The 20,040-nt window shown below is 69.0% G+C and carries 16 protein-coding genes; 14 read left to right on the top strand and 2 right to left on the bottom strand.

What is annotated here, in order from left to right:
* Positions 1-5 precede the first annotated feature (5 nt).
* From OG254_RS23870 to OG254_RS23845, 6 genes are all read left to right on the top strand, one after another.
* A complete protein-coding gene (locus tag OG254_RS23870) occupies positions 6-983 on the top strand; it encodes a carbohydrate ABC transporter permease (RefSeq protein ID WP_405585161.1) in 978 nt (325 codons plus the stop codon).
* On the top strand, positions 980-1,864 hold the full coding sequence (locus OG254_RS23865) for a carbohydrate ABC transporter permease (protein WP_405585158.1): 885 nt from the start codon (positions 980-982) through the stop codon (positions 1,862-1,864). The genes OG254_RS23870 and OG254_RS23865 overlap by 4 nt, the downstream gene beginning before the upstream one ends.
* A 26-nt stretch (positions 1,865-1,890) precedes the next feature.
* Positions 1,891-3,210, top strand: coding sequence for a glycoside hydrolase family 36 protein (locus OG254_RS23860; RefSeq protein WP_405585154.1), 1,320 nt, complete (start codon positions 1,891-1,893; stop codon positions 3,208-3,210).
* Complete coding sequence (locus OG254_RS23855) at positions 3,207-5,207, top strand: beta-galactosidase (protein ID WP_405585151.1); 2,001 nt, start codon at positions 3,207-3,209, stop codon at positions 5,205-5,207. The genes OG254_RS23860 and OG254_RS23855 overlap by 4 nt, the downstream gene beginning before the upstream one ends.
* Before the next feature lie 63 nt (positions 5,208-5,270).
* Complete coding sequence (locus OG254_RS23850; protein WP_405585148.1) at positions 5,271-6,566, top strand: TerD family protein; 1,296 nt, start codon at positions 5,271-5,273, stop codon at positions 6,564-6,566.
* A gap of 189 nt (positions 6,567-6,755) precedes the next feature.
* On the top strand, positions 6,756-8,042 hold the full coding sequence (locus OG254_RS23845; RefSeq protein WP_405585145.1) for a phosphatase PAP2 family protein: 1,287 nt from the start codon (positions 6,756-6,758) through the stop codon (positions 8,040-8,042).
* Positions 8,043-8,141: 99 nt separating this feature from the next.
* Here OG254_RS23845 and OG254_RS23840 read toward each other — a convergent pair whose 3' ends face one another.
* Positions 8,142-8,693, bottom strand: coding sequence for a hypothetical protein (locus tag OG254_RS23840; protein WP_405585142.1), 552 nt, complete (start codon positions 8,691-8,693; stop codon positions 8,142-8,144).
* A gap of 214 nt (positions 8,694-8,907) precedes the next feature.
* On the opposite strand from OG254_RS23840, the gene OG254_RS23835 reads away from it, so the two are divergent.
* The 5 genes from OG254_RS23835 to OG254_RS23815 all read left to right on the top strand — a co-directional run bounded on the left by OG254_RS23835 (position 8,908) and on the right by OG254_RS23815 (position 15,852).
* Positions 8,908-9,870 carry an alpha/beta hydrolase gene (locus OG254_RS23835; RefSeq protein ID WP_405585140.1) on the top strand — a complete coding sequence of 321 codons (963 nt, stop codon included), beginning with the start codon at positions 8,908-8,910 and terminating at the stop codon, positions 9,868-9,870.
* Between the two features lie 456 nt (positions 9,871-10,326).
* Positions 10,327-11,808, top strand: a complete 1,482-nt coding sequence (locus tag OG254_RS23830; RefSeq protein ID WP_405585137.1) for a xanthine dehydrogenase small subunit — start codon at positions 10,327-10,329, stop codon at positions 11,806-11,808.
* A complete protein-coding gene (xdhB, locus tag OG254_RS23825) occupies positions 11,805-14,246 on the top strand; it encodes a xanthine dehydrogenase molybdopterin binding subunit (protein WP_405585134.1) in 2,442 nt (813 codons plus the stop codon). Before OG254_RS23830 ends, xdhB begins: the two co-directional genes overlap by 4 nt.
* 1 nt (position 14,247) lies before the next feature.
* Positions 14,248-15,057: a xanthine dehydrogenase accessory protein XdhC gene (gene xdhC / locus OG254_RS23820; RefSeq protein WP_405585131.1), complete on the top strand. Its 810-nt coding sequence runs from the start codon at positions 14,248-14,250 to the stop codon at positions 15,055-15,057.
* A gap of 291 nt (positions 15,058-15,348) precedes the next feature.
* Positions 15,349-15,852, top strand: a complete 504-nt coding sequence (locus tag OG254_RS23815) for a nucleoside deaminase (RefSeq protein WP_351195815.1) — start codon at positions 15,349-15,351, stop codon at positions 15,850-15,852.
* A 70-nt stretch (positions 15,853-15,922) separates the two neighbouring features.
* Here the strand turns inward: OG254_RS23815 and OG254_RS23810 are convergent, their stop codons facing one another.
* On the bottom strand, positions 15,923-16,051 hold the full coding sequence (locus OG254_RS23810; protein ID WP_405585128.1) for a hypothetical protein: 129 nt from the start codon (positions 16,049-16,051) through the stop codon (positions 15,923-15,925).
* Between the two features lie 110 nt (positions 16,052-16,161).
* Here OG254_RS23810 and OG254_RS23805 point away from each other — a divergent pair, with 110 nt between their 5' ends.
* Genes OG254_RS23805 through OG254_RS23795 form a run of 3 tightly spaced genes read left to right on the top strand, consistent with a single transcriptional unit; the run spans position 16,162 to position 20,028 of the window.
* On the top strand, positions 16,162-17,121 hold the full coding sequence (locus OG254_RS23805; protein ID WP_405585126.1) for a hypothetical protein: 960 nt from the start codon (positions 16,162-16,164) through the stop codon (positions 17,119-17,121).
* A gap of 2 nt (positions 17,122-17,123) precedes the next feature.
* Positions 17,124-18,185, top strand: a complete 1,062-nt coding sequence (locus tag OG254_RS23800; protein WP_405585123.1) for an NAD(P)/FAD-dependent oxidoreductase — start codon at positions 17,124-17,126, stop codon at positions 18,183-18,185.
* A 46-nt stretch (positions 18,186-18,231) separates the two neighbouring features.
* Entirely contained in the window at positions 18,232-20,028 is a 1,797-nt protein-coding gene (locus tag OG254_RS23795; protein WP_405585120.1) for a carbamoyltransferase, read from the top strand.
* Positions 20,029-20,040: the final 12 nt, after the last annotated feature.

Raw genomic sequence — 20,040 nt, 5'->3', positions numbered from 1 at the left:
TCGACATGACAACAGAAACCACCAAGGAGATCCCGGAGGCGGCCGCCGTGCCGCCTCCGGGCGCTGCCCCCGCGAAGAAGGTGTCCCAGGGACACCGCCGCCTGCTGACCCGCCGCGACCGGATCACCCTCGGTCTGATGGCGGGTCTGCCGACCATCCTGCACATCGCCCTCGTGTGGGTGACGGCCCTCGCCTCCGTGGCGCTGGCCTTCACCACCTGGGACGGCATCGGCTTCGACTCGATCAAGTGGGTCGGCCTGGAGAACTTCAAGGAACTGTTCTCCAACAACCCGCAGTTCTGGCCGGCCGTCCAGCACAACGTCATCTGGTTCGTCGTCCTGATCGTGATCCCGACCCCGCTCGGCCTGTTCCTGGCCGTGCAGCTGGACAAGCGGATCCGGTTCAGCCGGGTGTACCAGACCGCGTTCTTCCTGCCGGTCGTCATGTCGATGGCCGTCATCGGGTTCGTCTGGCAGCTGATCTACAACCCCGACACCGGTCTGATCAACAGCGTCATCGGCGCCAACGAGCCGGGTAAATACATCGACTGGATCGGGGACCCGGACCTCAACCTGTGGGCGATCCTCGTCGCCGCGTCCTGGCGCCACACCGGCTACATGATGATCCTGTACCTGGCCGGCCTGAAGGGCGTCGACCCCTCGCTGCGGGAGGCCTCCGCGCTCGATGGGGCAGGCGAGTGGCAGACGTTCAAGAACGTCATCTTCCCGACGCTGCGGCCCACCAACACCGTCGTCCTGGTCGTGACCATCATCGAGGCCCTGCGCGCCTTCGACCTGGTCTTCGTCTTCAACAAGGGCGCCGAGGGCACCGAGCTGCTCTCGATCCTGGTCACCAACAACATCATCGGCGAGTCCAGCCGCATCGGTTACGGCTCCGCGATCGCGGTCGTCCTGCTGCTGATCTCCCTCGTCGTGATCATTCCCTACCTGGTGGCCACCTTCCGCAAGGAGCGGCGCGCATGAGCATCACCGCGATGACCAAGACCCGTACGCCGATCCGCCCCGCCCGGATCCTGCTGCACGTCTTCCTCGCCGGCGCGGCGCTGGCCTGGCTCGCGCCGCTGCTCTGGGCGATCTACGCGGCGCTGCGGCCGTACTCGGAGACGAGCGAGAAGGGATACGTGTCCTGGCCGGACACGCTGAACTTCGACAACTTCACGAACGCGTTCACGCAGTCGGACATGAGTTACTACTTCGTCAACACGATGATCATCGCCGTCCCGGCGGTGCTGGTGACGCTGTTCCTGTCCTCGATGGTCGCGTTCTACGTGAGTCGTTTCGACTTCCGCATCAACCTGGCGCTGCTGCTGGTCTTCACGGCGGGCAACCTGCTCCCGCAGCAGGTCATCATCACCCCGCTGTACCGGCTGTACCTGCTGATCGACCTGCCCGGCATCACGATGTCCGGCAAGCTCTACGACTCGGCGCTCGGCCTGGTGTTGATTCATGTCGCCTTCCAGTCGGGCTTCTGCGCCTTCGTGCTCAGCAACTACATGCGCACGCTGCCGCACGAGCTGACCGAGGCCGCGCTGGTGGACGGCGCCTCGGTGTGGCGGCAGTACTGGCAGATCGTGCTGCCGCTGTGCCGCCCGGCGATGGCGGCCCTGGCGACGCTGCTGTCCATCTGGATCTACAACGACTTCTTCTGGGCCCTCGTCCTGATCTCGACCGGCGAGAACATGCCGATCACCTCGGCGCTGAACAACCTCTCCGGCGCGTACTTCACCGACCCCAACCTGGTCGCGGCCGGTGCCCTGCTCACCGCGATCCCCACGCTGATCGTGTACTTCGTGCTCCAGCGCCAGTTCGTCAGTGGCCTGACGCTGGGCGCCAACAAGGGCTGACCGCCCCTTTCTTGAGAGAGACGCCCGTGCACCACCCATTCACCCCCGTCGCCACCGTGCCCGTGGACCTGCGCACCGCCCTTGTCCACGAGGAGGGCTGGCAGTCCTGGAGCCCGAGCGGTGCCTATGCCCTCGGCGACAGCCCCTACCGTCCGACCAACGACAACTGGGCGACGGTCTGTTACCGCCCGGGTGCCGCCGTGCCCGACGCCACCTTCCAGGGCGAGGGCCTGCTGGCGCTCGACGCCGGTGACGGCTCACCGGTCCGCCTGTGGGCGGCGGTCGCCCCGACGCGTGAGGTGCCGTCGATCCGGCTGGTCGTGACGGACGGCGCCGTCGCGGAGGTCGCCGCCGACGGCCCGGTGAAGGAATGGACGGGGACCGACATCCAGTCGGTGCTGGGCGAGTGGGCCGACAGCCTCCAGCTCTCGGCCCCCCGCCCGGCCCCCACCGTCTGGTGCTCCTGGTACGAGTACTTCACCGCCGTCACCGAGGACGACATCCACGAGAACCTCCGTGCGATGGACACCCTCGACCTGCCCATCGACGTCGTCCAGATCGACGACGGCTACCAGCGGGCCCTCGGCGACTGGCTCACCCTCTCCGGCCGCTTCCGCTCCCGCGCGGGCATCGCCGACGCGATCAGGGCGAGGGGCCGCCGCGCCGGCATTTGGACGGCGCCCTTCCTCGTCGACCCGGCGAGCGACCTGGCCGCCGAGCACCCCGAGTGGCTGGTCCGTACCGCCGACGGCGACTTCGCGCACGCCGGCCGCAACTGGGGCCACGACCTGCGCGTCCTGGACACCACCCACCCCGAGGCGGCGGCGTACCTGACGGACGTCTTCCGGACCCTGCGCGCCGAGGGCTACGACTACTTCAAGGTCGACTTCCTCTACGCGGGCGCCCTGGACGGCGTACGGCACGACGCGGATGTGGACGCGCTGACGGCGTACCGCGACGGCATCCGGCTCATCCGCGAGGCGATCGGCGAGGACGCCTACCTGCTGGGCTGCGGGGCACCCCTGCTGGCCTCCATCGGCCTGTTCGACGCGATGCGGGTCAGCCCCGACACGGCCCCGCACCGCCGCCCCGAGGCCGACGACTACAGCCAGCCCGGCCAGGACCCGGCCGAGTTCACCGGCGTCGGCCGCCAGTGGCAGCACGGCCGCCTCTGGATCAACGACCCCGACTGCCTGATGGCCCGCCCGGCCGTGGAGACGCGGGAGCGGTGGGCCGCGCACGTCGAGGCGACCGGCGGCCTCATGGCCTCCAGCGACCGTCTGCTGTCGCTGGACGAGTGGGGCGTGGCGACTACGCGCCGGCTGCTGTCGGGGGGCGCCCGATGAAGCGCGAACTGTCCGTCCCCGGCATCGCCTACGGCGGCGACTACAACCCCGAGCAGTGGCCCGAGGAGGTCTGGGCCGAGGACATGCGCCTGATGCGCGAGGCCGGGGTCACCATGGTCAGCGTCGGCATCTTCTCCTGGGCGCTGCTGGAGCCGAAGGAGGGCGAGTACGACTTCACCCTCCTCGACCGCGTCCTCGACCTGCTGCACGCCCACGGCATCGCGGCCGACCTCGCGACCCCGACGGCGGCGCCCCCGGCGTGGTTCTTCCGCGCCCACCCCGAGGCGCTGCCCGTCGACAAGGACGGCCGCGGACTGTCGTACGGCAGCCGCCAGACGTTCTGCCCTTCGAGCCCCGCCTACCGGGAGGCCGCGCTGCGGATGGCGCGGGCGCTGGCCGGGCGGTACGCGCAGCATCCGGCGCTGGCGATGTGGCACGTCCACAACGAGTACGGCTGTCACAACGCCGAGTGCTACTGCGACGAGAGCGCGGCGGCGTTCCGGCGCTGGCTGCGAGCGCGGTACGCGGACGACCTGACCGCCCTGAACGACGCCTGGGGCACCCGCTTCTGGAGCCAGTGGTACTACGACTGGGACGAGATCCTGCCGCCCCGCCCCACCGGCGCCGTCCCGAACCCCACCCACCAGCTGGACTGGCGCCGCTTCTGCAGCGACGAACTGCTGTCGCTGTACGAGGCGGAGCGCGCGGTGCTGCTGGAGGCGGCCCCGGAGATCCCCGCCACCACCAACTTCATGGTGATGTACAACTTCGACGCCCTCGACTACTGGCGCTGGGCCCCGAAGCTGGACGTCGTCTCCAACGACCACTACCTCCGGTCCACCGACCCCGAGTCCGAGATCGACATCGCGCTCAGCGGCGACCTGGTCCGCTCCCTCGCGGGCGGCCCGTGGCTGCTGATGGAGCACTCGACGGGCGCGGTGAACTGGCAGCCGGTGAACCGGGCGAAGGGGCCGGGCGAGCTGCGGCGCAATGCCCTCGCCCACGTGGCCCGGGGCGCCGACGGCATCGCCTACTTCCAGTGGCGCGCGGCCAAGGCGGGCGCCGAGCAGTGGCACTCCGCGATGCTGCCGCACGCCGGCACGGACAGCCAGATCTGGCGTGACGTGGTCCGGCTCGGCGCGGATCTGCGGGCGCTGGCGGAGGTGCGCGGCAGCGTCGGCACGGCCGAGGTGGCGATCGTCTGGGACTGGAACGCCCGCTGGGCGCTGGAACTCCCCTCCCAGCCGAGCGCCGAACTGCGCTTCCTGGACCTGGTCCGCGCCTGGTACGAGCCGCTGTGGCGGTCGGGCGTGGCGGTGGACTTCGTACGCCCGGACGCGGACCTGTCGGCCTACCGGGTGGTGCTGGCCCCCTCGCTGTACCTGGTGGACGACGAGGGCGCGAGGAACCTGACGGCCTTCGCGTCGGACGGCGGCACGCTGGCCGTCGGCTTCCACAGCGGTGCGGTCGACGAGAACTGCCATGTCCGGCTGGGCGGTTACCCGGGCGCGTTCCGGGAGGCGCTCGGCGTGCGGACGGACGAGCTGTTCCCGCTGCTGGAGGGTGAGTCGGTCGGGCTGAGCGGCGGCGGCACGGGGATGCTGTGGTCGGAGCGGGTGCGGCTGTCCGGCGCCGAGCCGGTCGAGTCGTATACGTCCGGCCCTCTGGCGGGCGGACCGGCGGTGACGCGTAACAGCCTCGGTGCCGGGGTGAGTTGGTACCTGGCCACGCTGCCCGACCCGGAGACCCTGGCGGGGCTGCTGGACCGTATCCGCAGGGAGGCGGGGGTGGAGCCGGTGCGCGGTACTCCGCAGGGCGTCGAGGCGGTGCTGCGGCGCGGGCCGGATGCCGACTACCTGTTCCTGATCAACCACACCGACCGGGCGGCCCATGTCGCCGTCGCCCCGGACGCCACGGAACTGCTGTCGGGCAAGCCGGTGCCGGGGTCGGTCAGCGTCGCGGCGGGGGAGACGGCGGTGGTGCGAGAGCCGCGCTGAGCCCGCCCACCGATGTGACAGGGTGACGGGAAAGCGTCGGGGGATTCAAAAGGGGTGGGCGGCATGCCGGAGCTGACCAAGGGCGGGAACATCGCGGTGGGCTCCGGGCCCCTCGTCGTCGAACTGCACACCGTGGGCGGCACGGTCGACCTCAGCGCCCTGCTCGTGGCGGCGGACGGCAAGGTCAGGTCCGACGACGACCTGGTCTTCTACAACCAGCCGTCCGCCGAGTCCGGCGCGGTACGGCACGTCGCCGCCGACGCCGAGGGCCCGGAGCGCGTCGAGATGAACCCGGCCGAGCTTCCGGCGGACGTGGACCGGGTCGTCCTGGTCGGCTCCTGCGATCCCGACGACGCGAGCCGCACCTTCCACGAGGTCAAGGACGTCACGGTCCGCGCCTCCCAACAGGGCGCCGACCCGGTCCACTTCCGCCCGCCGGCCCTCACCGACGGCGAACGCGCCGTCCTGCTGACGGAGCTCTACCGCAGGGGCGAGGGCTGGAAGCTGCGCGCGATCGGCCAGGGATACGCGAACGGCCTGGCCGGTCTGGCGACGGACTTCGGCATAGACGTGGCGGAGCCGGAGGAGGCCGTCGAGGAACCCGAGCAGTCCGAGCAGCCCGAGGAGGCGCAACCGGTCGCTCCCCCGGCCCCGATGAGCCTGCGCAAGCCCCCGCTCGGCACGATCAGTCTCGACAAGGGCAGCCAGGTCTCGATGAGCCTGGACAAGGCGGACCGCGAGCTGGTGGTGACGGCGACCCTGGAGTGGGACGGCGGCAGCGAGCAGCGGCGCAAGCGGGGCGCCGACCTCGACCTCTACGCCCTGTTCGTGCCGGCCTCGAAGGCGGTACGCGGCGAGCAGGCACCCGGCACCCTCCGCACCCGGAAGAAGGGCTCGGCGCCCGCGCCCGACACCGGCACGGCGAAGAAGGGCAAGGACGCCGACGTCGTGTACTACAAGCGCCTCGGCTCCCGGAAGAACCGCCCCTTCATCCGCCTCGACGGCGACGCCCGGGTCCCCGGCCGCGAGACGCTCCGCATCGTCCGCCCCGACCAGCAGGGCTACGTCCTGCTCTGCGCGTACTCCGCGGTCAGCAACGGCTTCGGCTCCTTCCGCAGCTTCGGCGCGAAGGTGGTGGTCACCGACGACCGCGGCTCGACGGTGACGGTCCCCCTCTTCGAGAACACCAAGACGCGGTACTGGGTGGCCATCGCCCTCGTCGACTTCACCGCCCCCGACGGCGCGGCGATCCACCACATCGAGTCCTACAGCGCCCGCATGACCGAACGCCGCCCGGTCCTCCACCCGGACGGCACCATCGAGATGAACGCGGGGCCGGTGGAGTTCAAGCGACGCTGAGGGAATTTCCTTTCCCGTAACCGGCAGAACTCGCTTATGACACTCAGATAGCATGATCGAACCTATTGGCGAATCAATATCCTCATCTATCTGACAAATCGGCCAAAACAATTGATATCTATAGCGTCGCGGGTGTTCTCGCGAATAAGACGCAGACCTGCGTTCAGCACGTGGCTCACGCCACGGGTGGTGCTGTGGCTCACGGCGGGTGTGGTGGGTCTCGGATTCCTCATCGCGCTGGAGATAGCCGCGCGGCGCTACGGCGTACCGGGGCCGATCACCACTCAGGCAAGAGAGGTGATATTCCCGCCTAAATCAGGCTTTCTGCTCTATGCGGGCATGGGTTTGATGATGGTGGTCCTCACCTGGCGGCAACGCCTCATCGCAGCCGGCACCGCCATAGGCATCGACATCGTCATAGTCCTGGTGCGCTGGGCGGCCGGCGTCAAGGTGACCGAGGGCCATCCCTTCGGAAACGGCGCGCTGCTGGTGGTCCTGGGCTGCGCCGTCCTCGCCGTCACCCGCCGAACCGGCCCCGAACGCACCTTGCTGCTGAAGGGCGTCGGCCTCTCCCTGCTGCTGGTGGCCGGCCGCAAGACCGGCGACGCCTGGCTGCTCATCACGTCGAAGACCCGCCCCACCGTGCTCGACCAGTACGTGGCGACCGCCGATCACGCACTCGGCAACCCGTCCTGGCTGGTCGGCAGAATCGTCAGAGCCACCGGCCCGGTCGGCCCCCACGTCCTGGACTGGGTCTACGTCCAACTCGCCGTCGCCGCGGTCGCCGTAGCCTTGTACCAGCTGCGCAACGTGGCCGCCGACCGCCGCTTCCCGGGCCACCATCTGGTGCGCACCTTCCTGGTGATCGGCCTCCTCGGCCCGGCGATCTACATGATCTTCCCGGTCGTCGGACCGATCTTCGCCTACGGCGCCGACGGCGGCTCCTGGGCGGCCGCCAACCTGTGGCCGGAGACGGCACCGCCGCTGATTGCCCCGCACTCGATGCCGTTCGACGAGATCACGCCCCGCAATTGCATGCCCAGCCTGCACACGGCCTGGGCGACGGCGATCTTCATCCACTCCCGCAAGGGCCCGAGGGTCCTGCGCTTCGCGGGCACGTTCTGGCTGATCGCCACCCTCGGCGCGACGCTGGGCTTCGGCTACCACTACGGCGTCGACCTCGTCGCCGGCGTGGTCTTCACCCTCACGATCGAGACCGCTCTGCGTGCACAGCAACGCGGCCTGGACCGCGCGGGCATCCAACTGGTCGCCTACGGCGCGACGGTCTTCGCCGCGCTGCTGACGTCGTACCGCTATCTCCCGATGCAGATGGCCGAGTACCCGTGGCTGTCCGGCCCGCTCGTCATCCTGGCGATGGTCTCGGTGATCGTCGCCTACATCCGCACGACCAACCTCTGGGAACCGAAGACCACACCCGCCGCCCGCCACCCGGAACCACAACCCGAACTGGTGTGATTGCGCACCACCCGCACCCCACCGACTCCGCGCACGAGGGCCGCATCCAGCCGGATGCGGCCCTCGCCATGACGGGATGTTCCTCGGGCTCGATCCGATCTAGAGCCGCTTCAGGTTCCGGTCCAGGATCACCCGGAGCCGGTCGACGTCCGCAGGTCCCTGAGCACCCCGCTTGGGCAGTACCGCGATTCCGGTGGCGCGGTCACCGCCGAGGAGCACGAAGAGTCCGGGCGTCTCCAGATACTCCGGGAACACCGTCCAGTCCATGCTGAAGGACGCGTGCTCGCCGGTGCTCACCGCACCGCGTTCGTCGGCCACCGTGCGGCACTGCCCGTACGAGTCCATGATGCTGAACAGCCGGCGTGCCATGGTGCGCAGCCCTCGCCCGGTGGCCCAGAACATGAGGGGCACGGTGAGCACCAGCGAGATGCCCCACACGAGCAGTGAGGCATCCCGAAGGACCGAGAAGACACTCACGGAGACCGCCCCCACGACCGGTGCCGTGAGCGCCTGGAGCCGCCCCGCCGCCGACCGACGCGCCCGCGCCCGAAGCGCCTCTTCGAAGTCCGCGGCCGTCACCCGGTAGACGAACTCCACGGCTGTGCCGAAGTCCGTGTCCTGCTGTGAGAATTCCCCGCCCCTGGTGTCCATGGGCAGGGATCGTAGCGAGGGGGTGTCGGGCGGCCGACGTCCGAAGTCGAGGGTTGTACGGCGCGCGTCTAGGATGGGCGTATTGCCCCATTTGAGGGCTTGGCCGGGGCTCTGCCCAGAGCTCGGGTCCGCGGCGGCGTCGACGCCCCAGGGCAGTCACCATGCGCCCACCGCTCTTTACTTTGGGCTTCTCCGCACTGCCAGGAGCATTGCCATGACTGCTCAACCTGACCCGATCGTTCTGGAGCGCCCGGCGCAGGAGTTGGCCGACGCGACCTCGCACCATCCGTTCCTGTACGAGCTGAAGCCGGTCGAAGCACGCAAGGTCCTCGACGACCTGCAGGCCGCGCCGGTCGACAAGCTGTCGGTCGACGAGGAGTGGATCACCGTGAAGGCCCCCGTGGGCGACGTACGGGTGCGCATCGTCAAACCGCAGGGCGCCACCGGACCACTGCCCGTCGTGCTGTACATGCACGGCGGCGGCTGGGTCCTGGGCAACGCCGCCACCCATGACCGCCTGGTCCGGGAGTTGGCGGTCGGTGCCCGCACCGCGGTGGTCTTCGTGGAGTACACGGCCTCACCGGAGGCCCACTACCCCGTGGCCATCGAGCAGGGCTACGCCACCGCACAGTGGATCAAGCGCGAGGGGGCGTCCAAGGGCCTGGACGCCGGGCGCATGGCCGTGGCCGGCGACTCGGTCGGCGGGAACATGACGGCCGCGCTCGCCCTGATGGCCAAGGAACGCGGCGACATCACGTTCGTGCAGCAGTCGATGTACTACCCGGTCACCGACGCGGCCATGGACACCAAGTCCTACGAGGAGTTCGACACCGGCTACTACCTCAGCCGCAAGGCCATGGAGTGGTTCTGGGACTCCTACACCACCGACCCGGCGCAGCGCGCGCAGATCACCGCCTCCCCCAACCGCGCCACCACCGAGCAGCTCGACGGCCTGCCGCCCGCCCTGCTGATCGTGGACGAGGCCGACGTACTGCGCGACGAGGGCGAGGCCTACGCCGCCAAGCTGCGCGCAGCGGGCGTCCCGGTCACCACGGTGCGCTACGACGGTGCGGTGCACGACTTCATGATGCTCAACTCCGTCAGTCAGACCAGGGCCACCCGAGCAGCCGTGGACCAGGCTGTCGCGCTCCTGCGCGATGCCCTGGGCACCGCCTAGCGAACGGCAAGACCCACTTCAGGAGAGCGGCAGGGCCGGCCGCTCTCCTGACCTGCTGCTTCGAAACCTCTGCTCACGCTCTGTGCCGGGCGCTGAGCAGTTGCGCGGAGGTCAACCCCTTGACCTCGATGGCGTCGGCCACTAATTTGCGGTAAACGTCGACCCATGACTCCCGAAAGGAGGCGACCAGCGGATGAACACCAGCTCTGATCTTGGTCGCCTCGCCCAGCGCACGGTCTGGGTTCCGGGTCGGATCGCGCACGGCTGCTGATCACGCCGTTCTGATGTGCCCGTCGTGGCACATTCCGGGTTTCCCGTCACCACCTTTGCGGCACGTCGCCGTTGCGTGCCGTTTTGCGCCCGCTCCTCTCATGTGGCGCGCCTGAACACAGAAAGCTGCCTGAAATTGGCGAACATGATGAAGCGACCGATCACGCACGGAAACGAAGGCCTGTCATGACAGAGGCGCGGATCACGGTCAACGGGAAAGAAACACCGATCTCACCGGCTGCGCCCCACACCACAGCGCTGGATTTTCTGCGCGAGCGTGGCCTCACCGGTACCAAGGAGGGCTGCGCCGAGGGTGAGTGCGGCGCCTGTTCGGTCCTGGTGGCCCGTCCCGGGGTGAACAAGCCCACCGACTGGGTGGCGGTCAACGCCTGCCTGGTCCCGGCGGCGGCGCTCGACGGTCAGGAGATCATCACCTCCGAAGGCCTCGCCACCCCCGGTGAGCCCGGCACGCCGGCGACCCTGCACCCGGTGCAGTCGGAGATGGCGTCCCGCGGCGGCTCCCAGTGCGGCTACTGCACTCCGGGATTCATCTGCAGCATGGCCTCCGAGTACTACCGCCCCGACCGCTGCGCGCACGGGGATTCGGCGGACGGCGCGGACGCGGCCGAAGGCCACGACGCGGAGCACGGCCCGAACGGCTTCGACCTGCACGCGCTGAGCGGAAACCTGTGCCGCTGCACCGGCTACCGCCCGATTCGCGACGCCGCGTTCGCCGTCGGTGAGCCCACCGACGAGGACCCCCTCGCGCAGCGCCGCGAGCAGGACCCGCCCGCGCCGGTCGCCACCGAGTACAGCCAGGACGACAGCACTTTCCTGCGGAAGAACACCCTGGCCGAAACGCTGCAGCTGCTGAGCGAGCGGCCCGACGCGGTGGTCGTCGCCGGTTCGACCGACTACGGCGTCGAGGTCAACATCCGTTCCCGCAGGGCGGATTGCGTCGTCGCCATCGACCGACTGGCCGAACTGCGCGAGCTGCGCGTCGAGTCCGACCACATCGAGCTCGGGGCGGCGCTGACGCTCACCGAGATCGAGCGCCGCCTCGACGGCGAAGTCCCGCTTCTCGCGGAGCTGTTCCCGCAGTTCGCCTCCCGGCTCATCCGCAACGGTGCGACCCTCGGCGGCAACCTGGGTACCGGCTCGCCGATCGGCGACAGCCCGCCGGTGCTCCTCGCCCTCGAGGCCTCGCTGGTGCTCGCCGGCGTCGACGGTGAGCGTGTGGTCCCGCTGGCGGACTACTTCACCGGCTACCGGCAGAGCGTGCGCCGCCCCGGCGAGCTGATCCGCGCGGTGCGCATCCCGACGCCGCTGTCGCCGGTCACGGCCTTCCACAAGATCGCGAAGCGGCGCTTCGACGACATCTCCAGCGTGGCCGTCGGTTTCGCGCTCGACATCCAGGACGGGATCGTCCGCAAGGCCCGGATCGGCCTGGGCGGCGTGGCCGCCACCCCGATCCGCGCGCTCGCCACCGAGGCGGCCCTGGAGGGCAGGCCCTGGTCCACGGAGACCGTCGAGGCCGCGGCCCGGGTGCTGCGGGGTGAGGGCACGCCGATGAGTGATCACCGCGCCAGCTCCCTCTACCGTTCCGCGATGCTCGGCCAGAGCTTGCTGAAGCTGCACGCACAGACCCCTGAGGCGGTGTCGTCATGAGCCATTTGTCCGAGCGTCCCGAAAAGCCCGTAGTCGGCGTCTCGATGCCGCATGAGAGTGCCTACCAGCACGTCACCGGCACCGCGCTCTACACCGACGACCTGGTCCAGCGCACCAAGGACGTGCTGCACGCGTACCCGGTCCAGGTCATGAAGGCCCGTGGCAGGATCACCGCGCTGCGCACCGAGCCCGCGCTCGCCGTGCCCGGCGTGGTCCGCGTGCTGACCGGGGCCGACGTGCCCGGCGTCAACGACGCCGGCATGAAGCACGACGAGCCGCTCTTCCCCGACGAGGTCATGTTCCACGGCCACGCGGTGGCCTGGGTGCTCGGCGAGACCCTGGAGGCGGCCCGGATCGGTGCGGCGGCCGTCGAGGTGGACCTCGAGGAACTGCCCTCCCTGGTCACGGTGCGGGAGGCCATGGACGCGGGCAGCTATCACGGCGCCCGGCCGCTGATGGTGCACGGCGACCTCGACGCCGGCTTCGCCGAATCCGCGCACGTGTTCTCCGGCGAGTTCGAGTTCGCAGGTCAGGAGCACTTCTACCTGGAGACGCACGCGGCGCTGGCCCTGGTCGACGAGAACGAGCAGGTGTTCATCCAGAGCAGCACCCAGCACCCCTCCGAGACGCAGGAGATCGTCTCGCACGTGCTGGGCGTGCCCAGCCACGAGATCACGGTGCAGTGCCTGCGGATGGGCGGCGGCTTCGGCGGCAAGGAGATGCAGCCGCACGGGTTCGCGGCCGTCGCCGCGCTCGGCGCCAAGCTGACCGGCCGCCCGGTCCGGTTCCGGCTCAACCGGACGCAGGACCTGACGATGTCCGGCAAGCGCCACGGGTTCCACGCCTCGTGGAAGATCGGCTTCGACGCCGACGGCCGTATCCAGGCCCTCGACGCCACGCTGACCGCGGACGGCGGCTGGAGCCTGGACCTGTCCGAGCCGGTCCTCGCCCGGGCGCTGTGCCACATCGACAACACGTACTGGATCCCCAACGCGCGGGTCGCCGGTCGCATCGTCAAGACCAACACCGTCTCCAACACCGCCTTCCGCGGCTTCGGCGGACCCCAGGGCATGCTGGTGATCGAGGACATCCTGGGCCGCGTCGCTCCGCAGCTCGGCCTCGACCCCATGGAGCTGCGCGAGCGCAACTTCTACCAGCCGGGCCAGGGCCAGACGACGCCGTACGGACAGCCCGTCACCCAGGCCGACCGGATCTCCGCCGTCTGGCGGCAGGTCCAGGAGAACGGCGCCATCGCCGACCGCAAGCGGGAGATCGCCGCCTTCAATGCCGCGCACCCGCACACCAAGCGGGCCGTCGCGATCACGGGCATCAAGTTCGGCATCTCGTTCAACCTCACCGCCTTCAACCAGGGCGGCGCGCTGGTGCTGATCTACAAAGACGGCTCCGTCCTGATCAACCACGGCGGCACCGAGATGGGCCAGGGCCTGCACACCAAGATGATGCAGGTGGCCGCGACCACCCTGGGCATCCCGCTGCACAAGGTGCGCCTCGCCCCGACGCGTACCGACAAGGTGCCCAACACCTCGGCGACCGCGGCCAGTTCGGGCGCGGACCTCAACGGTGGGGCCATCAAGAACGCCTGCGAGCAGCTGCGCGAGCGACTGCTGCAGGTGGCCGGCTCCCAGCTGGGTTCCAACGCCTCGGACGTACGCATCGTCGAGGGCGTCGCGCGCGCCCTGGGCAGCGACAAGGAGCTGGCCTGGGACGACCTGGTGCACACCGCGTACTTCCAGCGGGTGCAGCTGTCGGCGGCCGGGTACTACCGGACCGAGGGGTTGCACTGGGACGTGAAGTCGTTCCGCGGCACGCCGTTCAAGTACTTCGCCTACGGCGCCGCCGCGACCGAGGTGGAGGTCGACGGCTTCACCGGTGCGTACCGCATCCGGCGGGTGGACATCGTGCACGACGTCGGCGAAAGCCTCTCCCCGATGATCGACATCGGTCAGGTCGAGGGCGGCTTCGTGCAGGGCGCGGGCTGGCTGACGCTGGAGGATCTGCGCTGGGACACCGGTGACGGCCCGAACCGCGGCCGGCTCCTCACCCAGGCGGCGAGCACCTACAAGCTGCCGAGCTTCTCGGAGATGCCCGAGGAGTTCAACGTCACGCTCATGGAGAACGCCACCGAGGAAGGGGCGGTCTACGGCTCCAAGGCGGTGGGTGAGCCTCCGCTGATGCTGGCGTTCTCGGTGCGTGAGGCGCTGCGGCAGGCCGCCGCCGAGTTCGGGCCGAGCGGGGTCAGCGTCGATCTGGCCTCGCCCGCGACGCCGGAAGCCGTGTTCTGGGCGATCGAGGCGGCTCGTCAGGCCGACGAGGCCGAGGTCTCCCCGAACGGTCATGCCCGTGGCGGGTCTGCCGCGAACGGCCACGCCGTCAACGGCAAGGTCCCTGCCGGCGCAGAAGCGCTGAGCGGTGCCTGACATGACATGGATCGCAGCGGTCGCACGGTTGCGGGCACGTCGGGAGCCCGGCGTCCTCGTGACCGTCGCGACCGTGCGCGGTCATGCCCCGCGCGACGCCGGCGCGAAGCTCGTCGTGGGGCAGAGCGAGACATGGGGCTCGATCGGTGGCGGCAATGTCGAGGCCGTCTCCATCGACCGGGCCCGGGAGATGATGGCCGCCGGCAAGGCGGAGCCGGAACTGATGGACTTCGCCCTGAACGACAAGGTGACCAACCAGCACGGCGTGCAGTGCTGCGGCGGCACGGTCGCGGTGCTGCTCGAACCGCTGCCGGTGGTACGGGCGGTGGCGGTCTTCGGCGTCGGGCACGTCGGCCTGGAACTGGCGCGCATCCTGGCCCGTCAGGACCTCGACCTGCATCTGATCGACAGCCGCGCCGACATGCTGACCAAGGAGCGGCTCGAGGTCCTGGCCGACTCGGCGGCGCAGGTGCACACGCATCACACGCCGCTGCTGCCCGAGGAGGTCCTCCAGGACCTGCCCCGCGGCACCCACGTCCTGATCATGACCCATGACCACGCGGAGGACGCCGCCCTGTGCGACGCCGCCCTGCGCACGCCCCATCTCGGTTCCATCGGGCTGATCGGCTCGGCGGCCAAATGGGTGCGGTTCCGTAAGCGGCTGTCCACCGAGGGCGGTCACGACGACGCCACCATTGACCGGATCAAGACCCCGATCGGGCTGGCCGACATCACCGGCAAGGAACCCGCGACGATTGCCGTGAGCGTCGCCGCCGATTTGCTGCGCACCTTCGAGAACGAGGAGAACTGACCCCTCCGACCGGAAGGCCGACTGGAAGGCCGACTGGATGGCCGACCGGATGGCCGACCGGATGGCCGACCGGATGGAGCAGTTCATGCGAATCTACAAGCAGGGCCGGTCGGCCGGCCAACTCCTTCATGGTTTCGGTGACTGACCTCTGGACGGGCCCGACGGATGTAATTGCGCTGTTCCGTATGAACAGCCCGCACACCGTTTCCGACCCACCCTCGGTCTCACCGGAGCACATTGTCGGCGTACAGACGCGCTGATGTCCCCACCGTCTGCCAAAAAGGAGTGACCGTGACCGCGCACACCCAAGAATCGAGCATCCAGGAGATCGAGCGCGTCTGGATGGACGAGGCCATCGGCCTTGCCACCGACAGCGTGAGGAACGGCGGCGGTCCGTTCGGCGCACTGATCGTCAAGAATGGCGAGATTGTCGCGATCGGGAACAACAAGGTCACCTCGAACCTGGACCCGACGGCGCACGGTGAGGTGACCGCGATCCGTGCCGCCTGCGAGAAGCTGGGCACCTTCTCACTCGAGGGCTGCGTCCTGGTCACCTCGTGTGAGCCGTGTCCGATGTGTCTTTCCTCCGCGCTGTGGGCGCGAGTCGACCGGATCATCTTCGCCGCCGATCGAGATGACGCCGCGGTGGCCGGTTTCGACGACCGCAAGTTCTACGGCCTTTTCGAAAAGAAGCCCGCGGAGCTGTGGCCGCTGGCGATCGAGCAGGTGGACATGCCGAACCGCACGGCGCCGTTCGACGCGTGGCTGGCCAAGTCCGACCGCATCGACTACTGAAAACCCGGTTCACCACGGGTCGCCAACGAGGCCCCTGGGCTGCTGATCGAGATGTCTGATGTCTGACGTCTCAATACGGCAGCCTGGGGGCCTCGTTGGCTTTCTGCCCTTGTCCGGCACCGTTGACGAAATTCACCGGCCGGCGCGTCCAGTCACCGGGCACCAACCCCACCTGAACTGCGGTTTCGTAGAAACGCACGAAGTGAGGATCTCAGGTCGATCAAGGTTTCATGTCTTCAACGCCTGGCTGGAACAAGGCTGTTGGCGATGAACTCCTTGGACAAGCCGAAGCGACGAACTGGAAAAGCCTTGTCTGAGAAGCTGCCTGGCCGTCAGATCGAAATCTCCTGGCCCGACCTCGGCATCACGGTCACCGCCGACCTTGACGACCGCAACCCGGCCCTCGCCGACGCCCTGTGGGAGTCCTTGCCCTACCAGAGCCTCCAGGGACACGCGCTCATCGCGGGAGAGCACCTCTACCACGTAGCGCCGATACCCACTCTGCTGCACACCCCCCACACCACCCGTATCCCCGACCGGCGCGAGGCCCCCAACGGGACCGTGTTCTGCTCGGGCCTGCAGCACCTGGGCATCAAGTACGGCACCCTGACCGAGCCGATGCCCGCCACCCCCGTCGGCCAGATCCGTGAGGCGGACATGCCCGCCCTGCTGGAGGCCGGGGCCGCGATCTGGGACGCCGTCTACTCCACGAAGAAGCAGATCCTGGCCGAGGTCCGCCGCGCGGGCGAGCAGGGCGGTCACCGCATCCCGATGCTGGACGCCACCAACACGGCCGCCAGTCACCTGATCGCCGACATCTACGCCGAGACCGAGAAGATCTGGCTCGCGCCCCCGGCCGAGCTGGACGACCTCCACCAGGGCATCATCCCCTCCCAGGCAGGCAATTTCGGCACGGTCCTTCCGACCCTGCTGTTCGTCAACGGCGAGACCCGGCCGCTGGGTTACGCCGCCTACGGCGGACTTGTCCGCGCCGCGGTCCAGGACCTGCCCATGGCCTCTCTCGTCCACATGACGCGCCTCCTGGTCGCAGTCCCCGCCGAGTTCCTGGGCTACTGCGGTCTGGAGAAGCTCTGGGCGTTCACCCAGCGGTTCCTCGACGTCCTCGACCGCCTCGACCGTGCCGACTTCTACGCCGTCACCAGCCAGATGGCCCTCTACATCAACTGCCTCGGCGGCTGGAACCTCCAGCTGTACCCGTGGGAGACCGGAGACCACCTGCGCCAGCAGGGCGCCCAGGAAGCCGCGTAGCCATGCCCGGAGCGACCTTGAGCGCCCTGCCCGCCCGCGCTGACGCCGTCGTCATCGGCGGGGGAGTGATCGGAACCTCCGCCGCCTACCACCTCGCCGAAGCCGGCGTGAACACCGTGCTGCTGGAACGCGGAGGCCTCGGCGGCGGGGCGTCCGCGCACACGGCGGGCATGGTCCGCACGTACTTCCCCGGCAACCCGGGCACGGGGCAGACGGCCGTGCGCAGCCTGAACGCCTATCACGAATTCGCCCGCCACACCCGGGCCCCCCTCGGTCTGAAGCGTCTCGGGTTCATGGTGCTGTTCACCGACGAACAGCAGATCGCCGATTTCGAGGCCGACCATCAGGCTCAGCAGGCCGCCGGCGTCCAGGTCGACCTGATCAGTGCCCGCGAAGCGGCCGGACTCAACCCACTGATCAGCGAGCGTGCCGTCCTGGCCGCCGCCTGGTCTCCCGAGGCGTACCACGTGGACGGCCTCGACATCGTCCGCGGCTACGCCGCCGCCGCCCGCAATCACGGCGCCCGCCTGTTCACCCACACACCCGTCACACGCATCGACGACGACAACACCGTCCACACCCCGCAGGGCAGCATCAAGGCGGACAGCATCGTGTGCACGGCCGGGCCCTGGTCCGGCGAGGTGGCGGCCATGGCGTCGGTCGAACTGCCGCTGGCGCCGCGCGCGATGGAGATGCTGCTCACCGACGTCCCGCCTTCGCCTCATCCCGAGTTGCCCATGACGATGCATGCGGCATCCGGCCTGCGGATCCGCTCGTGGAAGGACCGCATCCTCCTCGCCATGGGCGCCACCAAGGACGGGGAGACACGCGAGGCCTGGCTCGGCCGCATCGCCGGCCATCTGGGCACCCTGTTCCCCGCCTTGGACGGCATCGGCCTGCATCGCGCGTGGAGCGGCGACTTCGACGCCGGCCCCGACAACACCGCCTTGATCGGCGAACACCCCACCCGCCGCTTCCTGTACGCGGCCGGATTCACGGGCGCGGGCCTGTGCCAGGCACCCGCGGCCGGGGAGAAGCTGCGCGACCTGCTGATCGTCAAGTAGCTCCGTACCAGGCCCTACACCAGGCCCTACACCAGGAAAGAATGCCGTGATTGTTCTCGGATGTAATGGCTTCAGCCGGGTGTCGGAGTTCTTCTCCGAACGCCTCGGTGCGACCGGCATCAACAAGCACTACCTCTTGGGCCACGACGCCGCCGCCGCACTCCTGATCGACGGCCGCCTGGTCGCCGCGGTGGAGGAAGAACGCCTCAACCGGGAGAAGAAGACCACCGACTTCCCCACGAACGCGATCGACTGGTGCCTCGGGGAAGCCGGCATCACCTTCGATGACGTCGACCTGTTCGCCTTCCCCTGGAACTGGTCCACCCAAGTTCTGCACGAGATTCTGGACGGCATCCGCGCCTCGCCGATGCCGCCGGCCGCGAAGACCCGCCTCATGGGCGACATGGCCGACCTGTTCGACCAGGTCGTCAGCCACGAAGCGATCCTCGCGGACTTCGAAGCCCGCACCGGACACCGCCCGGACCCGGCCAAGGTCCGCTTCGTTCCGCACCACCTGGCCCACGCCACGACCGGCTACTACCTCGCAGGCATGGAGGACGCGGCCTTCCTGGTCAGTGACGGCCGCGCCGAACGCTTCTCGACTCTGACGGGCGAGATCCGCGACGGCCGGGTCACCGTCTTCGACGACACCGTCACCGGCGCCCAGTACTCCATCGGCACCCTGTTCTCCGTCATCACCCGCTTCCTCGGCTTCGTCCCCAACAACGACGAGTACAAGGTGATGGGCCTGGCCGGATACACCACCCCGCCGACGCCGAACCCGTTCATCGACAAGCTCCTGACGCTGCACGACGACGGCCGCTACACCTTTACCAAGCCCCTCCAGACCGACAACCTGCACAGTCACGACGCCCTGTTCGAGGAGTACTTCGGCCCCTTCGAGGACACCCTCGAATACAAGGCCCGCGTCGCCGCCGCCGCGCAGCAGATGCTGAACGTCGCCACCGCCCACCAGGTCCGCCACCTGGCGGGGAGAACGGATCTCGACCGGCTGCTGTTCGAAGGCGGCGTCGCCCTGAACTGCCTGAACAACACCCCGATGTTCGAGGGCTCCCGCTTCGAGGACATGCAGGTCAGCTTCGGCGCCTCCGACACCGGCATCACCATCGGAGCAGCAGCCCACGCCTGGCTCAACGACCCCGGCACCGCACCCGCGGACATCCGCGCCGCCGCCTCCGCACCGGTCACCCCCTATCTGGGCCCGGCCTACGACGAGGCCGCGATCGCGAAGGCCCTCAAGGACTTCACCGGCCGCGTCGTCGTCTCACGCCTGGACGATGACGAGGTGATCGAGCATGTGGCGAAGCTGCTGACGAAGAAGGTCGTCATCGGCTGGTTCGAAGGCCGCATGGAGCACGGGCCACGCGCGCTGGGGCATCGCAGCATCCTCGCCAACCCCGGCTTCAGCGACATCAAGGACATCATCAACACCCGGGTCAAGCACCGCGAACCCTTCCGCCCGTTCGCTCCCCTCGTTCTGGAGGAGCAGGCACCGAAGATCTTCGAGATGGGCCGCAAGACCAGCTCGCCCTACATGACGTTCGTCTTCCCCGTCCGCGACGAGTACAAGGACCGCATCCCCGGCGCCGTACACGTGGACGGCACCTCCCGTATCCAGACCCTGACGGACGAGGGAACCCCACGGCTTACGGCGCTGCTGCGGAAGTTCATCGAACTCACCGACACCCCGTGCCTGATCAACACCTCGTTCAACGTCGCCGGCGAACCCATCGTCTGCACGCCGACCGACGCCCTGAACTGCTTCCTGGGCACCGAGATCGACTATCTGATCCTCGGCAACCACCTCATCGCCAAGAGCTGATCCTCAAGCAAG

Origin of the sequence: Streptomyces sp. NBC_01092, from assembly GCF_045039535.1 — a bacterium.
Lineage (GTDB): Bacteria > Actinomycetota > Actinomycetes > Streptomycetales > Streptomycetaceae > Streptomyces.
This window is presented reverse-complemented; position numbering and strand designations above follow the sequence as displayed.

What these genes read in the sequence shown, in the direction of transcription:
- OG254_RS23870 (WP_405585161.1), top strand. Translation starts at nt 6, where the DNA reads ATGACAACAGAAACCACCAAGGAGATCCCGGAGGCGGCCGCCGTGCCG.
- OG254_RS23865 (WP_405585158.1), top strand. Translation starts at nt 980, where the DNA reads ATGAGCATCACCGCGATGACCAAGACCCGTACGCCGATCCGCCCCGCC.
- OG254_RS23855 (WP_405585151.1), top strand. Translation starts at nt 3,207, where the DNA reads ATGAAGCGCGAACTGTCCGTCCCCGGCATCGCCTACGGCGGCGACTAC.
- OG254_RS23850 (WP_405585148.1), top strand. Translation starts at nt 5,271, where the DNA reads ATGCCGGAGCTGACCAAGGGCGGGAACATCGCGGTGGGCTCCGGGCCC.
- OG254_RS23840 (WP_405585142.1), bottom strand. Translation starts at nt 8,693, where the DNA reads ATGGACACCAGGGGCGGGGAATTCTCACAGCAGGACACGGACTTCGGC.
- OG254_RS23835 (WP_405585140.1), top strand. Translation starts at nt 8,908, where the DNA reads ATGACTGCTCAACCTGACCCGATCGTTCTGGAGCGCCCGGCGCAGGAG.
- OG254_RS23830 (WP_405585137.1), top strand. Translation starts at nt 10,327, where the DNA reads ATGACAGAGGCGCGGATCACGGTCAACGGGAAAGAAACACCGATCTCA.
- xdhB (WP_405585134.1), top strand. Translation starts at nt 11,805, where the DNA reads ATGAGCCATTTGTCCGAGCGTCCCGAAAAGCCCGTAGTCGGCGTCTCG.
- xdhC (WP_405585131.1), top strand. Translation starts at nt 14,248, where the DNA reads ATGACATGGATCGCAGCGGTCGCACGGTTGCGGGCACGTCGGGAGCCC.
- OG254_RS23800 (WP_405585123.1), top strand. Translation starts at nt 17,124, where the DNA reads ATGCCCGGAGCGACCTTGAGCGCCCTGCCCGCCCGCGCTGACGCCGTC.